Here is an 18,852-nt window from a genome sequence, read left to right as displayed (position 1 = left end):
TTGCCTGGTTGGCTAAATCGCAGAGAGTGATTTCAAATAATCATATAGAGCGGTAACCTCATTGCTGGATAAATCCTTATTAAAGATCATCAGCGTTTCAATTCTTCCCTTGAAATCCGGGTCTTCATCACACCAATTTGATCGCCCGATGAAATTGCTGGTCCTGGGAATATTAATCACAGGATGTCCGTTGGATTTACGATTGATTCGAACCCCATCAACATAAATAGCCATTACTCCATTTTCGGATATGGTACCAGCAATAAACATGGGCTGTCCATTTTCGATAACGTCTGCTGCGACAACACGGCCACGTGTTCTGTTTAATAATGAATCTGAATTGATCCAGCTCGTAAAGGCAAGACTGTTACTTTCCTGAAGTCTTGAAAGGGTAACATTAAAACCTTCCTGTTCTCCCGGACCATTTCCAAAGTCAATGATGCGCTCGAAGTATCGATTTTCTGAAAACTCAACGATTGCAACAACGGAAAAACCATCGTTCCATATTGGCCCGATACTATCGATTGTCATATAGCTGCTGGGGCTTTCTTCACATCCCGGAAGATCGGAAGCCTGGTTGAATTGATATCCTGTTGTACCCAACCCATTGGTGAACGGGGTTACATTACCTACGATATTGAAGATTCCGTCCTTATCGAAATCGATCACAGACTTCATGAGCAGTTCCTCAACATTCACAGGCTCCTCATCAGCGCCGCAGTTCATCAGGCCCAAGGAAAAAAACATCAACAATAAGCCGTTCAAGAAAATTTTACTAAAGGTTCTCACCATTTTAATCGGTATAATTGTAAGGTGTAACACGAATTTACACTTATTAATAGTATAATTCTTCCGGTAGTAACCGGTAAATGTGGTTATTTATAATATGAGACAAATAACTCGAATAATTGTTTACACGGCTTTATCGGGCATTTTATGGGGTTGTTTTAGTCGATCTAATGATCAAATGTCTGATATTCAGGTAGATTGGCAGTCAAGTGATTTCCTTTTGGAGCAAAGTGGAAATTCACGTGATCTTCTGTTAAAACAGGCGGAAATATTGATTCAAAAAAAAGAATATGATCAGGCCTGGACACGTCTCAATCGCGAAGTATTCAAATTTGTCAGTAATCCGCAACATTCATTCCTGAAGGGAAAAACTGCCTTCTACCTCGGTTCCTATGCGGATGCGCAGCGATACCTGGAAGATGCCCGTGAATTGGGCTTTACCGAGGATGAATTATTTTATTTATCTGCAGCAGCATCTTTGAAACTGGGCGATAATAAAGCCGCCATTGAGTCTGTTAATACACTGCTGGCACTACAGCAAAAACCCGAATTCCATACGTTAAAGGGGCAGGTACTACTCGAAGCGGGCGATACTGTGCGTGCAGAACGTGAGTTTCAGGTATCCATAGGTCAGGATTCATCTATACGCGAAAATTATCTGGGGCTCGGTACGTTGTACTTGAGTCAGAATAAGCCTGAAAAGGCAGGGCAATTGACGGATCTTTGGCTTTCAAGGGAGCCCCTGGACCGGGATTTTCTTATGATAAAAGCACAAATGCTGGAGAAAAGCGGAAGCTACAGGGAAGCCGGTGATCTTTACCGGCTGCTGAATAATCCTTCAGACCCTGAATTTCTGAGACTTCGGGCTGAAAATTTTTACAAACAAGGCAAGTATGACAGCGCAGCCATCCTTTCTAACCAGGCCCTGATGCTGCAGGATGAACCCCTGGCACGGTTGATTCTGGCCCGGTCCTTTGAAGCTCAGCGATTGTATTCCGAGGCGGAAAACGAGTACAAAATAATCCTGGAACGTGATTCTACCGTTTCTGAAGCCTCTGAAGCGATCACCCGGCTGGAGCGTAGAAGCGAGTATTTAAGATATTTACGGGAACAGGAAGAAAAGGCCAGTCAAATGACACCTCCAGAGCCCGACAGGATCGATCTGAATGATTCCATCAGGTAACCTAAATTTTCCCATCATATCTTTTTTTATGCATCTTTGCGGAACAAAGCAAGAATAACACGAACCTATGATCAATATCACATTGCCGGATGGAACGGTAAAGCAATACGAACAGGGCGTTACAGGACTGGATATTGCCTATGGTATCAGCGAAGGCCTCGCCAGAAATGTACTGGCGGCACGAGTTAACGGTGAAGTATGGGATGCCTTCAGGCCGATTAAGGAAGATGCCACCGTGGAATTGTTAACCTGGAATAATGATGAAGGACGAACGACCTTCTGGCACTCTTCGGCGCATTTACTTGCAGAAGCACTGGAAGCCCTCTATCCGGGGGTTAAATTCGGTATTGGTCCGCCTATCGACAACGGCTTCTACTATGATGTAGACCTTGGCGATCAGGAATTCGGTGAAGATGACCTGGTACGTGTAGAGCAGAAAATGGTGGAGCTGGCCCGTGAGAAAAACGAATACAAACGGGAGGAAGTTTCCAAAAGCGATGCGCTGAAATATTTCACTGAAAAAGGAGACGAATATAAGCTTGAGCTCATAGATGAGTTGGCCGACGGTACCATCACATTTTATCAGCAAGGAAATTTTACCGACTTATGCCGCGGGCCGCATATTCCGAATACAGGATTTATTAAAGCGGTTAAGCTCACCAATGTGGCAGGTGCTTACTGGCGGGGTGATGAGAAGAGGAAGCAACTCACCCGAATTTATGGCATTACTTTTCCAAAGCAGAAGGAACTCACCGAATACCTTGAGCGGCTCGAGGAAGCTAAAAAGCGGGATCACCGTAAACTGGGAAAGGAACTTGAACTGTTTACTTTTTCCGAAAAAGTTGGGATGGGTTTGCCGTTGTGGTTGCCGAAAGGAACCATTCTCAGGGATCGTCTGGAAAATTTTATGCGACGTGCGCAGATCAAATCAGGTTACGATCCGGTAGTTACGCCCCATATCGGGAGTAAACAGCTTTATATAACATCCGGTCATTACGAAAAATATGGGCAGGATTCGTTTCAGCCTATTCATACGCCCCACGAAGGTGAGGAATTCCTGCTGAAACCCATGAATTGTCCGCATCATTGTGAGATCTATGCCTCCAAACCACGGTCATACCGTGATTTGCCGGTTCGCCTGGCAGAATTTGGAACCGTTTACCGGTATGAACAGAGCGGGGAATTACACGGATTAACCCGGGTACGGGGATTCACGCAGGATGATGCACATATCTTTTGCAGGCCAGACCAGGTAAAGGAAGAGTTCATTAAAGTGATCGACCTGGTTCTTTATGTTTTTAAAGCACTCGGATTTGAGGATTATACAGCGCAGGTTTCATTGCGGGACCCTGACAATAGGGAAAAGTACATCGGTGCCGACGAGCTGTGGGAGAAAGCAGAGCGAGAAATACAGGAGGCAGCTGATGAGCGCGGACTTACAACCGTTGTGGAGTTGGGAGAAGCAGCTTTTTATGGCCCGAAGCTCGATTTTATGGTTAAAGATGCACTCGGCCGAAGCTGGCAGCTGGGGACCATCCAGGTTGATTACACACTTCCTGAACGATTTGAACTGGAATATACCGGGGCAGATAACCGGAAACACAGGCCCGTGATGATACACCGTGCACCATTCGGATCCATGGAACGCTTTATTGCAGTGCTCATTGAACATTGTGCGGGTAACTTCCCGCTATGGCTGGCCCCGGATCAGATCGCCGTTTTACCGATCTCAGAAAAATATCAGGCCTATGCTGAAAAGGTATTCCAGGAGCTGAGTGAGGCTGATATTCGCGGATTCCTTGATAACCGTGATGAGAAAATCGGCCGGAAAATCCGTGATGCGGAAGTAAGTAAAGTTCCTTTTATGCTGATTCTGGGTGAAAAAGAGCAGGAAACTGGTACGGTTTCCATACGAAGACATGGTCAGGGAGATGTAGGAGGTATGGCACTTGATGAATTTATTTCTTACTTTCAGGGGGAAAGGGATGAAACCCTGGTGAAATTATAAATGAAATATGCGGAGTCGTTGAATAATACAAATTATATCACGATATTTGCAACTTATTTTTGTCGAACAAAACAAGGGAGGTAACAATTAGCAAACAACGTAATACAAGGAGAGGCTACCGTGGAAGAGTAGAGGAGCCTTATCGGGTTAACGAACGAATCACTGCGCCCAAAGTAAGGGTCGTGGGAGATAACGTGGCAGTGGATGTATATCCGATCAACCGGGCGCTTCAGATGGCTAAAGAGCAGAATCTGGACCTGGTAGAGATATCGCCGAAGGCGGATCCACCTGTTTGCAAAATAATTGATTACTCGAAGTTTAAGTACGAGCAGAAGAAAAAGCAGAAGGAGATCAAAGCGAATGCGCAGAAGACGGTTATCAAGGAGATACGTTTTGGTCCGAATACTGAAGAGCATGATTTCAATTTCAAGTTGAAGCATGCCCAAAATTTTCTGGCGGATGGTGCCAAGGTAAAGGCTTACGTTCATTTTGTGGGACGTAGTATTGTTTTCAAGGAAAGGGGAGAGATTCTCTTGTTGAAATTTGCCCAGGCACTGGAGGAGTATGGAAAGGTAGAACAATTGCCAAAGCTTGAAGGGAAGCGGATGACGATGTTTCTATCCCCCAAACCGATCAAGAAGCCGGGAAAGAAATAAAGAGAATATACAGATCATAAACAGATAGGAAAATGCCTAAAGTAAAAACAAAATCAGGAGCAAAGAAACGCTTTAAGCTCACTGGTACGGGTAAGATCAAACGCAAGCATGCGTACAAGAGTCATATCCTGACCAAGAAAGAGACAAAGCAAAAACGCAATCTGACGCATATGACATTGGTTCACAAGGCCGATGAGTCAAACGTCAGGGATATGTTGAGAATCTGATTCTCAATGTTATCAACAGGTTTTAGTGTTTAACCAGGTAACAGGTTTTTAAGCGCGTAACAGCCGCCTTTTACCAAAAAATTTTAATAAAATGCCTAGATCAGTAAATCATGTTGCGTCAAAAGCACGCAGAAAAAAAATCCTAAAAGCCGCGAAAGGCTATTTTGGAAGAAGAAAAAATGTTTGGACCGTTGCAAAGAATGCCGTAGAAAAGGGATGGCAATATTCTTATCGTGACAGAAAAGCGAAGAAAAGAGATTTCAGAAAACTTTGGATTCAGCGGATCAATGCAGGTGCCCGTCAGCACGGCATGTCATATTCGCAGTTAATGGGTAATCTTAAAAAGTCAAATATCGATCTGAACCGCAAAGTTCTGGCCGACCTGGCAATGAATCACCCTGAAGCTTTTGAAGCAATTGTAAACAAAGTAAAATAAGGAATCAGATCTGTATATTATGAAAGCCCGGTTACGCCGGGCTTTTTTTATGGAGTTCGGTGAGGATTTCCTCTCTGAAAACTTCAGCGGGTTTTGTATCAATTTTAGCCTTTTCAAATTCGTGAATAACAACGAGGCCAGTTGCACGGGTAATCAACATAGCCGAGGCGTTCGTTAAGTCGGAAGTTTTAATACTTTGTTCCTGAACAGGCACTGACCAGTGATCTTCGTTCTTAAGAATGAAGGAGCGCATTGTACCTGCCACACCTCCTGCCGAAAGCGGCGGTGTGATCCAGGTTCCATCAAACAGGACGAAAAGATTGTGAGAAATACATTCGGCAACTTCGTCCTTCTGATTACAAAGGATGAGTTCATCGAGTGCACGGTCCTGGCATTCAATACTGGCCATGATATAGGGGAGGGCATTCATGTTTTTGGTAAAGGACCAGGGATATGGGCATATCCTGATTTCTTTGGAAATTCCAAGTGAATACAAACCATTTCCCTCAGTGAAGGGGCGAATTGTTAGCAGTGAATCGGTGGTGGTGGCATCTGCTCCATATCCGGGTTTGTCGGAGGCATGTCTCCAGAACATGAGCTTGGCCGTCACCTGTGTCTCCTCCGGAAAGTTAAGCTGACTTAATGTTTCAATATTGGCTTCAAGATAACGTAGTTCATTTGGGGAGATATCCAGTCGTAAAACCTGGGCTGCACGCTGCAGCCTCATTTTGTGAAATTCAAGGAGCGGAGCTTTACCGTTGCGGAACCAAATCGTTTCAAAAATGCCGTCACCATATTGAAATGCGCGGTTTTCCGGCATAATCGGAAGTGGTGTATCTATCAGGTTATTGTTAAATAATGCCTTCATCTATTGTAGTGTTTGTCCTGTTCAGTACCCTTTATTTGAGACTCAAATGGGAATTTAACCATTTATAATTTTCATCACACACTATACAGCAGATATGCTTAATATTGGAATATAAATCATCCTGAATGAGCGAAAAAAGTGGAATTTTTGATATGATCGGACCGGTGATGATCGGCCCGTCAAGTTCACATACCGCAGGCGTGGTACGAATGGCCAGGGTGGCAATCCGTGTTTTAGGAGAAAGGCCTGATGAAGCCACTATCACGTTCTACAATTCCTTCGCACGTACGTATGAGGGACATGGCAGCGATAAAGCGGCAATTGCCGGATTGCTTGATTTTAAAACGGATGATGAACGCATCAGGAATTCTTTTGATCATGCTGAAAAGGCAGGTTTAAAATATACGTTTAAATCGGTTGGTAACGCTTCTACCGTTCACCCGAATACGGTGAAATTCGTTCTTCAGAAAGGTGATCATAAAATTGAGATCATCGGTGAAAGTAAGGGTGGCGGTGTGATTAATATTGCGGAACTGGATGGATTTAAAGCTGATTTCTCGGCGAGCCTGCACACATTGATCATCAAGGCACATGATGTAAAAGGGAGTATTGCACATATTTCCAGCGTCCTTTCCCATGACCATTGCAATGTTGCGACTATGTCGGTTTCACGGAAAGCTAAGAATGATCTGGCATGCCTGGTGATTGAGATGGATTCGGGGTTAAAGCCTGTGTCGCTGGAATATATCAAAGGACTTGATTGGGTAACGGAAGTAATTTATATCCCTGATATAGATGTATAATAACAATTGAAATGAAACTCAAAATATTAGCAAGCTGTTTGGTTTTTTTCTCACTTGGTGCAATGGCACAGGAGGAAAGACCCCAGGTGTGGACGCTGGAAGAATGTATTAACTATGCTCTTGAAAATAACCTGGACATCCAGCGGTCTGAATTGAATCTTCAGACATCTGAAATTGGTTATCAACAGGCTAAGATGCAGCGCTTCCCTGATCTTACCGGCCGGGCATCCGCAGGAAGAAACTGGGGTCGTTCTATTGACCCGGTAACAAACCTTTTCGTGAGCCAGGCGATTAATTCTGTGAATCTGAGCGCTTCCAGTTCTGTCGTACTTTTCAATGGTATGACGATCAACAACACGGTGAAACAAAACCTGTTTCAGTATGAGGCCTCACGGAAAGAAGTGGACGTGACAAGAAATAATGTGATGCTGAATATAGTAGGGTTTTATACGAATGTTCTGTTTACCAGGGAGTTGGCCGAAAATGCCAGGAAACAGCTGAATTCTATACAGCAACAGGTGGAGCGAACAAGGATCCAGGTTGAAGCCGGAGCATTACCACAGGCCAACCTCCTGGACCTTCAGGCACAGCTCGCTACGAATGAATTTAACCTGGTGACAGCCGAGAACAATTATCAGCAGGCCAAAGTACAGTTAATGCTCGCCATGCAGCTGCCCCCGCAGGCATCAGTTGAGATTGAGGTTCCGGAAATGGATGTAGAGACAGACTTGATCCTGGAATTGAGCGCATATGAAATATACGAGATCGCACTTGCCAACATGCCCGAAATACAAGCGGCAGAATTGAATGTGGAAGGCAGTGAATATGCTGTGAAATCTGCTAAGGGGGCCTTTTACCCATCACTTCTCCTGTCAGGAAATATTTTCACCAACTATTCCGACCGGATTAATACAAGAACGCTGCCGGATGGGACGTCAACTCCAACGACCGTGGTGATTGGTCAGGTACAGGGCACCGGTGATCCGGTAATTTCGACCATAGATGTACCCAATGTTTCTGAAGAGGCATTTGGTTTCCCTGAACAGATGAATGAAAACCTGAGTCAGTCGGTTTCGCTGGGTATGAATATTCCAATCTTCAACCGCTTTTCAGCAAAATATGACTATCAGCGTGCAATGATCAATCAGGATCGTGCCATTATCGATAAAAAGAATCGTGAATACGTACTGTGGCAACAGATTCAGCAATCGTATAATGATGTGGAAGCTGCCTCCAAATCATATAATTCAAGCCTTTCACAGGTACGTGCAAGAGAAGAATCTTTCAGGGTAATCGAAAAAAGGTATAATAGCGGAGCTGCTAATTTTGTGGATTACCAGGTGGCTGAAAATGATTTCTATAATGCGCAATCTGATTTGTTAAGAGCGAAGTACGACCTAATATTTAAACAAAAAATACTTGATTTCTACCAAGGCAAACCTTTAGAATTTTAAAAAATGGCAAAGAAAAAATCATCAAACCGCTGGTTATATTATGTTATCGGAGCCCTTGTACTTATCGTGGTTTTACTATTTGTTGGAAGATCACAGGGCTGGATAGGCAAAGCAAAGGAAATCGAGGTTGAAATGGCAAAAGCCACCCGGCAGTCGATTGTTGAAAAAGTAAGTGCATCGGGAATGGTGCAGCCGGTTGTGGAAGTAAAACTCAGTCCGGAAGTTTCCGGCGAGCTGATCGAATTGAATGTCGAGGAAGGAGACTCTGTGGTTGAGAATTTTGTGCTTGCGAAAATCAGGCCTGACAACTTCATTGCTGCCCGTGATCAGGCACAGGCAGCCCTGAATCAGCAAAAGGCAAATTTAATGTCCTCACAAGCATCGCTCTCGCGTGCTCAGGCCACCTATCAGCGGGCAAAGCAGGATTATGACCGTCAAAAGAAGTTGTACGATGAAAAAGTGATCTCTGAATCAGATTGGGAATTGGCCCAGCAGAATATCATCGTTGCCGAAAATGATCTTAAATCGGCTCGGCAAAACGTTCAGGCAGCATCTTTCATTGTAAAAAGCAGCCAGGCATCCCTTGAACAGGCCACCGAAAACTTGCGGAGGACTGCGGTTACCGCCCCTATGAGTGGAATTGTTTCAAAGCTGAATGTGGAACAGGGTGAAACCGTTCTGGGTACCCAGCAATTCCAGGGAACCGAGATCATGCGGATCGCAGACCTGAATAAAATGGAAGTTCGTGTAGACGTGAATGAGAATGATATTATTCGGGTGGCAATTGGTGATACGGCTGTAATTGATGTGGATTCCTATTCTTACCTGGACAAGGAGTTTACGGGGATTGTAACTGCCATTGCCAATACAGCGAACGATAAAGCCTCGGCAGATGCCGTAACAGAATTTGAAGTACGCATTCGCATACTGAACTCCTCATATCAGGATCTGGCTTCTGAGGGGAATAAATTTCCTTTCAGACCTGGAATGACAGCCAGTGTGGATATTATCACGCAGCGAAAGAACAATATACTTACAGTTCCCTTGTCATCTGTAACCACACGAAATCCTAATTCTATTCGGTCACGATCCGGAAAAGAGTCTGAAGAGGAACCGGAAAATGAGGCCCGGCAGCAGACTTCCAAGAGTGAAGATCAGGAGGTTGTATTTGTTAATGAGGGCGGTGTTGCAAGAAAGCGGGTGGTCAAAACAGGGATCAGTGACTTTGATAATATCGAAATCATCGAAGGCGTAAGTGAAGGAGAGGAGATTGTGACTGGTCCGTTCCTGGTAGTGTCAAAACGCCTTGAGGATGGCGACAATGTTACAGCCCGCAAGTCAAGGGGCAATTCACCGGTTAGAGAAAATACCGAATCAGATTAGCGTATTTGATTTTCAAAAAGAAACCCGGCTAACTATTGGTCGGGTTTTTTTATGGGAATGCAGTACCTTCGTAATCTATGGCGGACACTTCCGGATTTTTCAAAAGAATTCTGTTCATACCGGCATCAGGACCGAAAGGTTCGGGTGAATATATCCGTTCACTCAATATTGCGAATCACATCAATAGTCGATTTCCCTCGGCCCATATTCAGTTTTTGCTGAGCAGGCAATCTCCTGCTTCTGAAACATGTCCATATTCTGCGGTCATGCTGCCAGATACGCCTACATTCTGTACAACAGAGGTAAAGCAGGCAATAGCCGATTATAAGCCTGACCTGGTCATCTTTGACGCAACGGGGCGTTCATCCCAACTTCGGTTGGCTAAGAAATCAGGTGCGCGTACGGTGTTCATTGCCCAGAATTCCGCAATCCTGAACAGGGCTCTGGGGCTTCTCCGTCTTGGTTTTACCGATGAAATATGGATTGTTCAGCCGGAATATGTCCTTCCGCTCAGCGGTTGGAATGCCCTGAAAGCAAGGCTTTTTCATCAGACCGTTGTCCATACGGGACCCGTTTTTCCGGTTATAAACCCAGAAAAGAAAAGAGAGATTCTTGATAACTTCACGGTGTTGAAGGAAAAATATATTCTTTGCAACCCCGGGGGTGGCGGTCATGAGATTTCCGGTGTGCCGGCGGTAAAGTTATTTGAGGATGCTGCGAAGAGAATCCACCGACAAAGCGGCCTTCCGGTGGTTTTTGTATATGGACAAAATTATACCGGAGAATTGCTCGATCAGGAAGGAATTACTGGTATCTCTAAACTTTCACCTGAGGCTTTCCATGTTGCCATCTCGCAGTCCACTGCATTTTTAAGCGGAGGGGGTGGGGCCGTTTTTCAGGCTATGGCTGAGGATATACCTTGTGTGGCTGTGGCATTATCGGCTGATCAGGAGGAAAGAATTCGCAAGGCAATGCGTAAAAAAAATATCCTCACCTGCAAAGCAGATCCGGAGAATATGGCTGATACGGTCCTCAAGGCATTAGGTTTTCCACCGGCTGGCATTATGGATAATGATGAAATTCTTGTTTCTTTAGACATTATTTTGGACAGACTTATTCAATTAACTACTTCTTTTGATCATGCATAAGAAATATGATTCGGAATTTTATGGTGACAGGGATGCCAGAACCCGTTATTCGGCAGAAAGGTTAATCGGAAGGGTATTGGAGCTGACAGATCCAAATAGTGTTGTAGACCTGGGTTGCGGCGTGGGTACCTGGCTGAAGGTTTTCAAAGAGAAGGGAATAGCTGAAGTAATGGGATTAGAAGGATCCTGGGTTAATGTGGATAATGTTGTGATCGGTAAAGATGAATTCATGCATGCCGAATTAAAGCAACCGCTTTCATTACAGCGAAAGTTTGATTTGGCGATTTCATTGGAAGTAGCCGAGCACCTGGAGGAAGAATATGCCGAACAATTTGTGATCAATCTCACGTCTCTTGCGCCCCTTATTTTGTTTTCAGCAGCGATCCCATTTCAGGGAGGCGTAAAACATTTCAATGAGCAGTGGCCATCATACTGGCAGTCGATATTCAAAAAACATGGTTATATTCTCCTGGATACCATTCGGCCCCATGTTTGGAATGATCCCAGGGTGGAGAGTTGGTATGCACAGAATTCATTCATGTATGTGAAGGAATCAGAGCTGGATAATTATCCGAAACTCGTTCCATACAAAGATTTGAATCAAAATATGGTAGACGCCGTATTGCCGGAAGTTTTCGAGCGAAAGATGCGGAACTATACGCTTACCAAGTGGTTCAAGAATAAACTGGGACTGCTTCGCTGAATTTAATGAAATTGCTGTAGTTCATACCAGACCCTGTTGATGGGCAATCCTACCACATTGAAGTATGAACCTTCAATTCTGTCAATTCCTATGAGCCCGATCCATTCCTGAATTCCATAGGCCCCTGCTTTGTCGTAGGGCATGTAGTTTCTCACATAGTAGTCGATTTCCTCCTCGGTAATGTTTCTGAATTTAACCCGCGTGGTTTCTGAAAAGGAAACTTGCAGTGTACGTGAAAGCAAACAAACGCCAGTTATGACCTCATGCCATTTCCCTGAAAGAGACTTCAACAGCTCAGTAGCTTCTGGCGTGCTATTGGGCTTCCCAAGGATCTGATCATTGAGTTTAACAATGGTATCTGCTGTAATAAGAATTTCATCACCTTCCAGGATTTCTTTATTGAATTCAGCCTTTTGCTCTGCAAGGTAGCGTGGAACCTCTTCCGGAGGCATATCCTGTGGGAAAGTTTCTTCCATCAGGTTTTGCACTACAGTGAACCCCAGTCCGGCCTGACGCAGCAGTTCATGTCGCCTGGGTGAGTTAGAGGCAAGCAATATGGTTTTGCTGAAATTCTTCATTTTCTATTGAACTAAAAAGATAGCCACAAATCGCTTTAGGATAGAAGTAAGTGGATTTTTGAGGCATGATATAACCGGAATAACATACATTCTTTACTTCCTGCATAGAAATTCCATTGGTAATGATGGCAAGTTGCTTATCACCGTGCTGAACCTGGTTCAGGCATTCACTGAAACTTCGTTCAAAGGAAACATTTTCTGAACTACGCTGATCTTTTCCCCGAATACCCAGGAGTTTCTCCAAAATGAAGTAGTGCATTACGGTTAGATCCAGCTTTTTTACAACTTCCGGGAATTTCCAGGGAATTTCCCCAATTCGCTCTGGCTTCAGCCGCACTTTCCACGCATTTTCCTGAAACATGAGCGCGAACGCCCATGGTTTTCCGGCAATAATTTCAACAGCAGAATGCGGGTCATCAATTGGTTTAATGATAAAGTCATTGGCAGCCTGCTCCAAAATTTTCGTTTCATTGAGGCTGGTTAAACCCTGGATCAATCGGTGTGTTGGTAAAATCCTGAGGTCATCGGCTTCTGTATTGGTGAAGTACATGAGGTGGAAATTATAACCCTCATTTCCTGAATGGCCGGGATTGGTTTCAATCATTTCATGTTTGTAGATCAGAGACCCTTCATACCGGTGATGACCGTCGGCAAGTATTACAGGCTTTTCTTTCATCAGGCTGATAAATTCCTGGATGGCCTGTCTGTCGTGAATTACACTCAGAACGTCACGAACCCCCTGATAATCTTCCACATCGTAAATGGGATTTTTCATGCTTTCATCCATATACTTTTCCAGGGTAAACGATGGATCAGTATAAAGGCCATGGGTTGGGCTTACATTCAACTGGGTGGATCGAAGAACATCAACCCTGTCATTTACAGCTTTAGGGATGGTATTCTCATGTCTCAGGAGAACGTTATCTTTCCAGTCATATGCCCTGATGTTACATATAAACCCTTTTCTGCAGAACGTACGGCGGTTACCCGGCAGGGAGAAGTACTGATAATAAACATAAATCGACGGCAATTCATCTCTTTTCAGGGTTCCATCGAGCTTCCATTGTTTTAAACGTTCAGCAGCATTACTGGCTGCATTATCGCCCCTGGGAACAGAAAGGTGAATACTATTAAGCGGATTCAGGTATAATTTTTCGCGCTGCCGGTCTGATACAACGTCAAAAAGGGGAGAAGTGAACTCTTCTATACGGGAAGAAAACTCCGGATTATATCTCCACGCCCTGAGCGGTTGAATTTCTGCCATAACTAATTACCCGGGAAGCGGGCTCTTTTTTTCCAATTGCCCGATGTTGATGTTACCTTGGATTCTGCTGCAGATGATTTTGCGCCATTGCCATAGATTTTTGCTGTTAATGCAGCTGCAATTTCTTCCATCTCCGCATCGGGTACCCCGTCGAGTACATCCGGTGTAAAATATCGTTCCACAAATTTTGTGTCGAATTTACCGGATCGGAAAGCCTCATGTTCCATTACGAATCTGCCAAAGGATAATGTTGTTTGTACCCCACTAATGAGGTATTCATCTATTGCACGGATCATCCTGTTGATGGCCTCTTCGCGGCTGTCTGCATGAACCGCTAATTTGGCGATCATCGGGTCATAATGGATAGGAATGGTCATGCCCTGTTCAAACCCGTCATCAACACGTATTCCGGGGCCCTGTGGGCGAACATAGGTATTGAGCGTGCCGGTATCCGGTAAAAAGTTATTAGCCGGATCCTCTGCATAAACCCGAAGTTCAATAGCATGGCCGTGAATTTTGAGATCATCCTGCGCAAAGGGTAACGGATTACCTTCGGCAATTCTGATCTGTTCTTTTACAAGATCCAGTCCGGTGATCAGCTCGGTTACCGGGTGTTCAACCTGAAGGCGGGTATTCATCTCAAGAAAGTAGAAATCCAGTTTTTCATCAACGATGAATTCCACCGTACCTGCACCACGGTATTTACAGGCCTTGGCCACTCCAATAGCGGCATCGCCCATTCGCTTTCTCAGTTCAGGCGTGAGGACTGAAGACGGTGCTTCTTCAACAACTTTCTGGTGCCTCCGCTGTACAGAGCATTCCCGTTCGAAAACGTGAATGATATTTCCATGGGAATCTCCCAGGATCTGAAATTCAATATGACGCGGGGATGTGATGAATTTTTCGATAAATACGCGACCATCACCAAAAGCCGATTTCGCCTCACTCACCGCACGATTCATCTGAGATTCAAACTCCTCTTCGTTTTCTACTACACGCATTCCTTTTCCTCCACCACCTGCGCTGGCTTTGATCAGTACGGGGTACCCGATCTGACCGGATATCTTTCGCGCTTCATCAATATCGCCGATCGCACCATCCGTACCAGGAATAAGCGGCACGTTATAATCGGCGACGGCGGCTTTTGATGCAAGTTTATCGCCCATAACCCTGATAGCATCGGGGGTGGGTCCAATGAAAATGATACCAGCTTTTTCTACTTTTTCGGCAAATACGGCATTTTCAGAAAGGAATCCATACCCTGGGTGTATTGCATCTACCTGGAGGGATTTACAAACATCGATAATACGATCCATTTGCAGGTAGGATGCAGAACTGGCTGCTTCACCAACCCAGACGGCTTCATCCGCATTACGAACATGCAGGGCGTTCCGGTCTGCCGAAGAATAAATGGCGACGGTCTTAATTCCCATTTCTTTGGCCGACCGGATTATCCGAAGAGCGATCTCTCCGCGGTTGGCAACCAGAATTTTCTTAATCTTTATCATAATAATCGTGGGTGTCCTTACAATGCTACTTAATAAATTATTATTTTCGAAACAGAGCCTTATTAAACAGGGTCAGGTTTGCCAAGATGCACAATAGTGTTAACTTTGTGTGTTTTTTGATGAACAGGAAAAACGAACTAAATACATAAGACGTGGATCTATTTGATAAATTAAGAGTGGAGCGAGGGGAACTAGGTCAGCATTCCCACCTACCCAAAGACTATTTTATGTTTCCAAAGCTTGAAGGGGAGATTGCGCCCCGGATGAAGTTTAACGGAAAGGAAGTGCTAACCTGGAGCCTGAATAACTATCTCGGCCTGGCCAATCATCCTGAAGTAAGAAAAGCGGATGCAGATGCCGCGGCCCAGTGGGGTCTGGCGTACCCTATGGGGGCGCGTATGATGTCGGGTAATTCCGTTCATCACATTGAACTGGAAAAACAACTAGCATCTTTCATCAATAAAGAGGCGGTTCAACTGCTGAATTTCGGTTACCAGGGCGTTTTATCTATTATCGATGCGGTGGTGGACAGGAAGGACGTCATTGTTTATGACGCGGAGTCACATGCATGTATCATAGATGGTGTTCGTTTGCACATGGGAAAACGTTTCGTTTATCCGCATAACAACATCGAGAACCTTGAAAAACAATTGCAGCGTGCACAGAAAATCACTGATGAGACCGGTGGTGGAATCCTTGTGATTACAGAGGGAGTTTTTGGTATGTCTGGAAACCAGGGTAACCTGAGAGATGTCGTAGCCCTCAAAAAGAAATATCCATTCCGTCTGCTTGTTGATGATGCACATGGTTTCGGAACGATGGGTAAAACTGGTGCGGGTACCGGAGAAGAGCAGGGTGTTCAGGATGGCATCGACCTTTATTTCTCAACGTTCGCGAAATCAATGGCCAGTATTGGCGCATTTGTAGGTGGAGACGCCGGTGTAATTGATTATTTACGATATACGGTGCGATCTCAAATATTTGCGAAGTCTCTTCCAATGCCCCTGGTTATCGGTGCATTAAAACGCCTGGAGCTGTTGCGTACACAACCTGAACTTAAAGACAATCTTTGGAAGGTCGTGAATGCACTGCAGAGCGGACTTAAGGCACATGGATTTGATATTGGAACAACACAGTCTCCGGTAACGCCTGTTTTATTCAAGGGTGGACTTGGAGAAGGTGCTAATATGGCCATGGACCTTCGTGAAAATTATAACATCTTCTGTTCGATGGTGATCTATCCTGTGGTACCACGCGATGTGATCATGCTTCGGCTTATTCCAACGGCTGTTCACAGCCTGGATGATGTGAAAGAAACCATTGATGCATTCGCAGCAGTCAAACATAAGCTGGATAATGGATTCTATCAGAGGGAAGAACTGGTTGCAGTGACCAAATAAAATAAAAAAAGTGTGTTTTTAGTTGATTTAATCACATTTTGAGTATATTGCCAACGCTAAATAAATCAACAGAAACTTTTTAAATAAACTATTTTAAACCAATCAAGCATGAAAAGATTTAACGAAATCAAAGACCTTGTAATGTCGTTGGAGGCTGACTTCGAGAAGTTCTATGAAAAAGGAAATAATGCTGCAGGTACCCGCGTAAGAAAGGGTATGCAAGAATTAAAGAATCTTGCTCAAGATATCAGAGTAGAAGTTCAAGATAAGAAAAATCAGGGATAACAAATTCTCAAAAGAGAAAGGGAGTGTGAAAGCACTCCCTTTTTTTTTGTTCAAATGTAAATATTCAGATACCTATTAATCAGGGGTTTATGAATTAATAAAGTACCCTGAATTTAATAGTATGCTCAATCTTCCGTAAAGCCTTTATTACATCCCTGTCATAGGCCTTATCGATGTCGGTAATTACATATCCGATCTTCTCATTTGTTTTCAGGTATTGCCCGACAATGTTGATGTCATGATCAGCCAGCACCTTATTGATCCTGGCAAGAATACCCGGCATGTTCTGGTGAATATGAATCAGGCGATGTGCATTCTTCAGTGTTGGCAACTGAAGGTTCGGGAAGTTTACACTGTTTGATGTACTACCGGTATTGATGTATTCCATGATTTTTCCAGGCACAAAGGATGCAATATTTTCCTGTGCTTCCATCGTGCTTCCTCCGATATGGGGAGAAAGTATTGTATTGGGTAAACCCCGCAAGCGTGACGAAAATTCCTCATCGTTACTTTTAGGTTCCTCAGGAAATACGTCTACTGCTGCTCCGCCAACTTTTCCGGATTCAATATTTAAGGCAAGTGCTTCAATATCCACTACATGCCCGCGGCTCAGGTTCAGGAAAATGACCCCATCCCGCATGTGAGCAAATTCTTCCGGACCAATCAGGTCTTTGTTTTCCTTTCTTCCGTCAACATGAAGGCTGATGATCTCTGCTTTTTGGAGTAACTCTTCGAGGGAATCACATTTCTGAGCATTACCCAGTGCCAGTTTTTCCTCGACATCGTGGTAAATAACTTTCAGGCCCATGGATTCGGCCAGGACGGATAATTGTGCACCGATATTACCATAACCGATGATTCCCAGCACCTTACCGCGAATCTCAAAGCTCCCTTTAGCTGATTTATCCCAGAGACCCTGATGCATCGAGGATGATTTATCTGCAAGCTTGCGCATCAGAAAAATCATTTCTGCAATGGCCATCTCCACCACCGAACGTGTGTTGGAAAAGGGTGCATTAAATACGGCAACTCCTTTGTCAAGACATGCATTCAGGTCAATCTGATTCGTGCCAATGCAGAACGCCCCAATTGATATCAGGCGGTTTGCATGCTCAAGTACCTTGGCAGTCACATTGGTTTTACTCCGGATACCCAAAACCGAGACATCCCTGATTTTTTCGCAAAGTTCGTCTTCATCCAGTCCTGCAGGATATACAGAAACGTTGTAACCTTCTTCCTGCATGAGCTTGATGGCCTGCGGGTGAATGTTCTCCAGTAATAATACGTTGATTCTGTTTTTGGGGTAGGAAATGGCAGTATTCAGCTTGTTCATATAAAGGAATTCATCGAGACTTGGGGCGACGTGATCGGCTTTTTCAGTCACAGATTCACGTTCCACATTCTCGGTAAATGCATAAAATTTATTGGCCAGACCGGCTGCCTTGATCTCATAATCCGTGTAGCCGTCTCCAATTACATAAACATCTCCTTTCAGATTTAAGTGCCTCAGTTGCTCAACCTTTCCGTTATTGGAGGCAAGTACATTGTCCTTGTCATAACCGGTAATCTTCCCGGTGTCATCAAAGGTGAAACTATTAGCAAAAACATTTTCCGGCTTAATGTGAAATTCCTCTACGATCGGTACAATGAAATCACGGAAACCGTTTGATATGATATATACCCGATCAGAATATTTCTCAAAAAATTCACGGTTTCGGCGGAATGAGGACGATACCTTTTCTTTCAGGGATGAAATAAGCTCCGGCAAATGATCCCGATGGGCATCCAGCAGCTCAAGTCTCCGTTCGATGGAATCCTTGAGGGAAAGCGTACCCTCCATGCCCCTGTCTGTAATTTCCTGTATTTCTTCCACACGTTCCTTTTTTCGCGCATGGTTTTTCAGTGCAATCTCTGCGAGCAGATCCATGGCTTCGACCTGGGTGAATGTGGAATCAAAATCTATGATAAAATATTTCTTCACGGAATGAGGTATTTCTATTTAACGACGAAATAAGCAGATTCAGGGGCCATTTAAAAGGGATTGAAAGAATTAATTACAGATACACCAAGGTCAGTTCGTTTCAATCGATTGCATATAAGTAAACCGTTCCTGTAATTTCACGTTGAATAGTTGCAGGATAAGATAATTCGTTGAAAAA

The 18,852-nt window shown here is 44.3% G+C and carries 18 protein-coding genes; 12 read left to right on the top strand and 6 right to left on the bottom strand.

Annotated features, from left to right (window positions below; genetic code table 11):
* Positions 1-12: 12 nt before the first annotated feature.
* On the bottom strand, positions 13-726 hold the full coding sequence (locus tag LDX50_RS18665; protein WP_225697717.1) for a LamG domain-containing protein: 714 nt from the start codon (positions 724-726) through the stop codon (positions 13-15).
* A 241-nt stretch (positions 727-967) separates the two neighbouring features.
* Here LDX50_RS18665 and LDX50_RS18660 point away from each other — a divergent pair, with 241 nt between their 5' ends.
* The 5 genes from LDX50_RS18660 (at position 968) to rplT (ending at position 5,299) form a co-directional block, all read left to right on the top strand.
* Entirely contained in the window at positions 968-1,972 is a 1,005-nt protein-coding gene (locus tag LDX50_RS18660; protein WP_225697716.1) for a tetratricopeptide repeat protein, read from the top strand.
* A gap of 67 nt (positions 1,973-2,039) precedes the next feature.
* A complete protein-coding gene (thrS, locus tag LDX50_RS18655) occupies positions 2,040-3,980 on the top strand; it encodes a threonine--tRNA ligase (protein WP_225697715.1) in 1,941 nt (646 codons plus the stop codon).
* A gap of 59 nt (positions 3,981-4,039) precedes the next feature.
* A complete protein-coding gene (infC, locus tag LDX50_RS18650; protein ID WP_225697714.1) occupies positions 4,040-4,636 on the top strand; it encodes a translation initiation factor IF-3 in 597 nt (198 codons plus the stop codon).
* Between the two features lie 32 nt (positions 4,637-4,668).
* Positions 4,669-4,863, top strand: a complete 195-nt coding sequence (rpmI, locus tag LDX50_RS18645; RefSeq protein WP_225697713.1) for a 50S ribosomal protein L35 — start codon at positions 4,669-4,671, stop codon at positions 4,861-4,863.
* 91 nt (positions 4,864-4,954) lie between these two features.
* Positions 4,955-5,299 carry a 50S ribosomal protein L20 gene (rplT, locus tag LDX50_RS18640; protein ID WP_225697712.1) on the top strand — a complete coding sequence of 115 codons (345 nt, stop codon included), beginning with the start codon at positions 4,955-4,957 and terminating at the stop codon, positions 5,297-5,299.
* A 31-nt stretch (positions 5,300-5,330) separates the two neighbouring features.
* On the opposite strand, the gene LDX50_RS18635 is transcribed toward rplT, so the two are convergent.
* Positions 5,331-6,167 carry an aminotransferase class IV gene (locus LDX50_RS18635; protein ID WP_225697711.1) on the bottom strand — a complete coding sequence of 279 codons (837 nt, stop codon included), beginning with the start codon at positions 6,165-6,167 and terminating at the stop codon, positions 5,331-5,333.
* A gap of 125 nt (positions 6,168-6,292) precedes the next feature.
* On the opposite strand from LDX50_RS18635, the gene sdaAB reads away from it, so the two are divergent.
* From sdaAB to LDX50_RS18610, 5 genes are all read left to right on the top strand, one after another.
* On the top strand, positions 6,293-6,970 hold the full coding sequence (sdaAB, locus tag LDX50_RS18630) for an L-serine ammonia-lyase, iron-sulfur-dependent subunit beta (RefSeq protein ID WP_225697710.1): 678 nt from the start codon (positions 6,293-6,295) through the stop codon (positions 6,968-6,970).
* An 11-nt stretch (positions 6,971-6,981) separates the two neighbouring features.
* Positions 6,982-8,424: a TolC family protein gene (locus LDX50_RS18625; RefSeq protein ID WP_225697709.1), complete on the top strand. Its 1,443-nt coding sequence runs from the start codon at positions 6,982-6,984 to the stop codon at positions 8,422-8,424.
* Positions 8,425-8,427: 3 nt separating this feature from the next.
* Positions 8,428-9,807 carry an efflux RND transporter periplasmic adaptor subunit gene (locus LDX50_RS18620; protein ID WP_225697708.1) on the top strand — a complete coding sequence of 460 codons (1,380 nt, stop codon included), beginning with the start codon at positions 8,428-8,430 and terminating at the stop codon, positions 9,805-9,807.
* Positions 9,808-9,884: 77 nt separating this feature from the next.
* Positions 9,885-10,955: a glycosyltransferase family 9 protein gene (locus tag LDX50_RS18615; RefSeq protein ID WP_225697707.1), complete on the top strand. Its 1,071-nt coding sequence runs from the start codon at positions 9,885-9,887 to the stop codon at positions 10,953-10,955.
* On the top strand, positions 10,948-11,658 hold the full coding sequence (locus tag LDX50_RS18610; protein WP_225697706.1) for a methyltransferase domain-containing protein: 711 nt from the start codon (positions 10,948-10,950) through the stop codon (positions 11,656-11,658). Before LDX50_RS18615 ends, LDX50_RS18610 begins: the two co-directional genes overlap by 8 nt.
* A 2-nt stretch (positions 11,659-11,660) precedes the next feature.
* Here the strand turns inward: LDX50_RS18610 and LDX50_RS18605 are convergent, their stop codons facing one another.
* Genes LDX50_RS18605 through accC form a run of 3 tightly spaced genes read right to left on the bottom strand, consistent with a single transcriptional unit; the run spans position 11,661 to position 15,008 of the window.
* Positions 11,661-12,236, bottom strand: coding sequence for a Maf family nucleotide pyrophosphatase (locus LDX50_RS18605; RefSeq protein ID WP_225697705.1), 576 nt, complete (start codon positions 12,234-12,236; stop codon positions 11,661-11,663).
* Positions 12,199-13,500, bottom strand: coding sequence for a DUF1015 domain-containing protein (locus LDX50_RS18600; protein ID WP_225697704.1), 1,302 nt, complete (start codon positions 13,498-13,500; stop codon positions 12,199-12,201). Before LDX50_RS18600 ends, LDX50_RS18605 begins: the two co-directional genes overlap by 38 nt.
* 2 nt (positions 13,501-13,502) lie before the next feature.
* Positions 13,503-15,008 carry an acetyl-CoA carboxylase biotin carboxylase subunit gene (gene accC / locus LDX50_RS18595; protein WP_225697703.1) on the bottom strand — a complete coding sequence of 502 codons (1,506 nt, stop codon included), beginning with the start codon at positions 15,006-15,008 and terminating at the stop codon, positions 13,503-13,505.
* 152 nt (positions 15,009-15,160) lie between these two features.
* On the opposite strand from accC, the gene LDX50_RS18590 reads away from it, so the two are divergent.
* Together LDX50_RS18590 and LDX50_RS18585 are read left to right on the top strand one after the other, a co-directional pair.
* The gene (locus LDX50_RS18590; RefSeq protein ID WP_225697702.1) at positions 15,161-16,408 is read left to right on the top strand and encodes an aminotransferase class I/II-fold pyridoxal phosphate-dependent enzyme; all 1,248 of its coding nucleotides are present in this window, start codon (positions 15,161-15,163) and stop codon (positions 16,406-16,408) included.
* A gap of 108 nt (positions 16,409-16,516) precedes the next feature.
* On the top strand, positions 16,517-16,693 hold the full coding sequence (locus tag LDX50_RS18585) for a histone H1 (protein WP_225697701.1): 177 nt from the start codon (positions 16,517-16,519) through the stop codon (positions 16,691-16,693).
* A gap of 94 nt (positions 16,694-16,787) precedes the next feature.
* On the opposite strand, the gene serA is transcribed toward LDX50_RS18585, so the two are convergent.
* Positions 16,788-18,674, bottom strand: a complete 1,887-nt coding sequence (serA, locus tag LDX50_RS18580) for a phosphoglycerate dehydrogenase (RefSeq protein ID WP_225697700.1) — start codon at positions 18,672-18,674, stop codon at positions 16,788-16,790.
* Between the last annotated feature and the right edge of the window lie 178 nt (positions 18,675-18,852).

It is taken from the genome of Fulvivirga sedimenti (genome assembly GCF_020328055.1).
This window is presented reverse-complemented; position numbering and strand designations above follow the sequence as displayed.

Excerpts from the sequence above, each read along its gene's own strand:
- LDX50_RS18625 (WP_225697709.1), top strand. The coding sequence starts at position 6,982 with ATGAAACTCAAAATATTAGCAAGCTGTTTGGTTTTTTTCTCACTTGGT.
- LDX50_RS18600 (WP_225697704.1), bottom strand. The coding sequence starts at position 13,500 with ATGGCAGAAATTCAACCGCTCAGGGCGTGGAGATATAATCCGGAGTTT.
- LDX50_RS18660 (WP_225697716.1), top strand. The coding sequence starts at position 968 with ATGTCTGATATTCAGGTAGATTGGCAGTCAAGTGATTTCCTTTTGGAG.
- LDX50_RS18610 (WP_225697706.1), top strand. The coding sequence starts at position 10,948 with ATGCATAAGAAATATGATTCGGAATTTTATGGTGACAGGGATGCCAGA.
- LDX50_RS18665 (WP_225697717.1), bottom strand. The coding sequence starts at position 726 with ATGAACTGCGGCGCTGATGAGGAGCCTGTGAATGTTGAGGAACTGCTC.
- LDX50_RS18585 (WP_225697701.1), top strand. The coding sequence starts at position 16,517 with ATGAAAAGATTTAACGAAATCAAAGACCTTGTAATGTCGTTGGAGGCT.
- sdaAB (WP_225697710.1), top strand. The coding sequence starts at position 6,293 with ATGAGCGAAAAAAGTGGAATTTTTGATATGATCGGACCGGTGATGATC.
- LDX50_RS18605 (WP_225697705.1), bottom strand. The coding sequence starts at position 12,236 with ATGAAGAATTTCAGCAAAACCATATTGCTTGCCTCTAACTCACCCAGG.
- LDX50_RS18620 (WP_225697708.1), top strand. The coding sequence starts at position 8,428 with ATGGCAAAGAAAAAATCATCAAACCGCTGGTTATATTATGTTATCGGA.
- thrS (WP_225697715.1), top strand. The coding sequence starts at position 2,040 with ATGATCAATATCACATTGCCGGATGGAACGGTAAAGCAATACGAACAG.
- rpmI (WP_225697713.1), top strand. The coding sequence starts at position 4,669 with ATGCCTAAAGTAAAAACAAAATCAGGAGCAAAGAAACGCTTTAAGCTC.
- rplT (WP_225697712.1), top strand. The coding sequence starts at position 4,955 with ATGCCTAGATCAGTAAATCATGTTGCGTCAAAAGCACGCAGAAAAAAA.
- LDX50_RS18635 (WP_225697711.1), bottom strand. The coding sequence starts at position 6,167 with ATGAAGGCATTATTTAACAATAACCTGATAGATACACCACTTCCGATT.
- accC (WP_225697703.1), bottom strand. The coding sequence starts at position 15,008 with ATGATAAAGATTAAGAAAATTCTGGTTGCCAACCGCGGAGAGATCGCT.
- LDX50_RS18615 (WP_225697707.1), top strand. The coding sequence starts at position 9,885 with ATGGCGGACACTTCCGGATTTTTCAAAAGAATTCTGTTCATACCGGCA.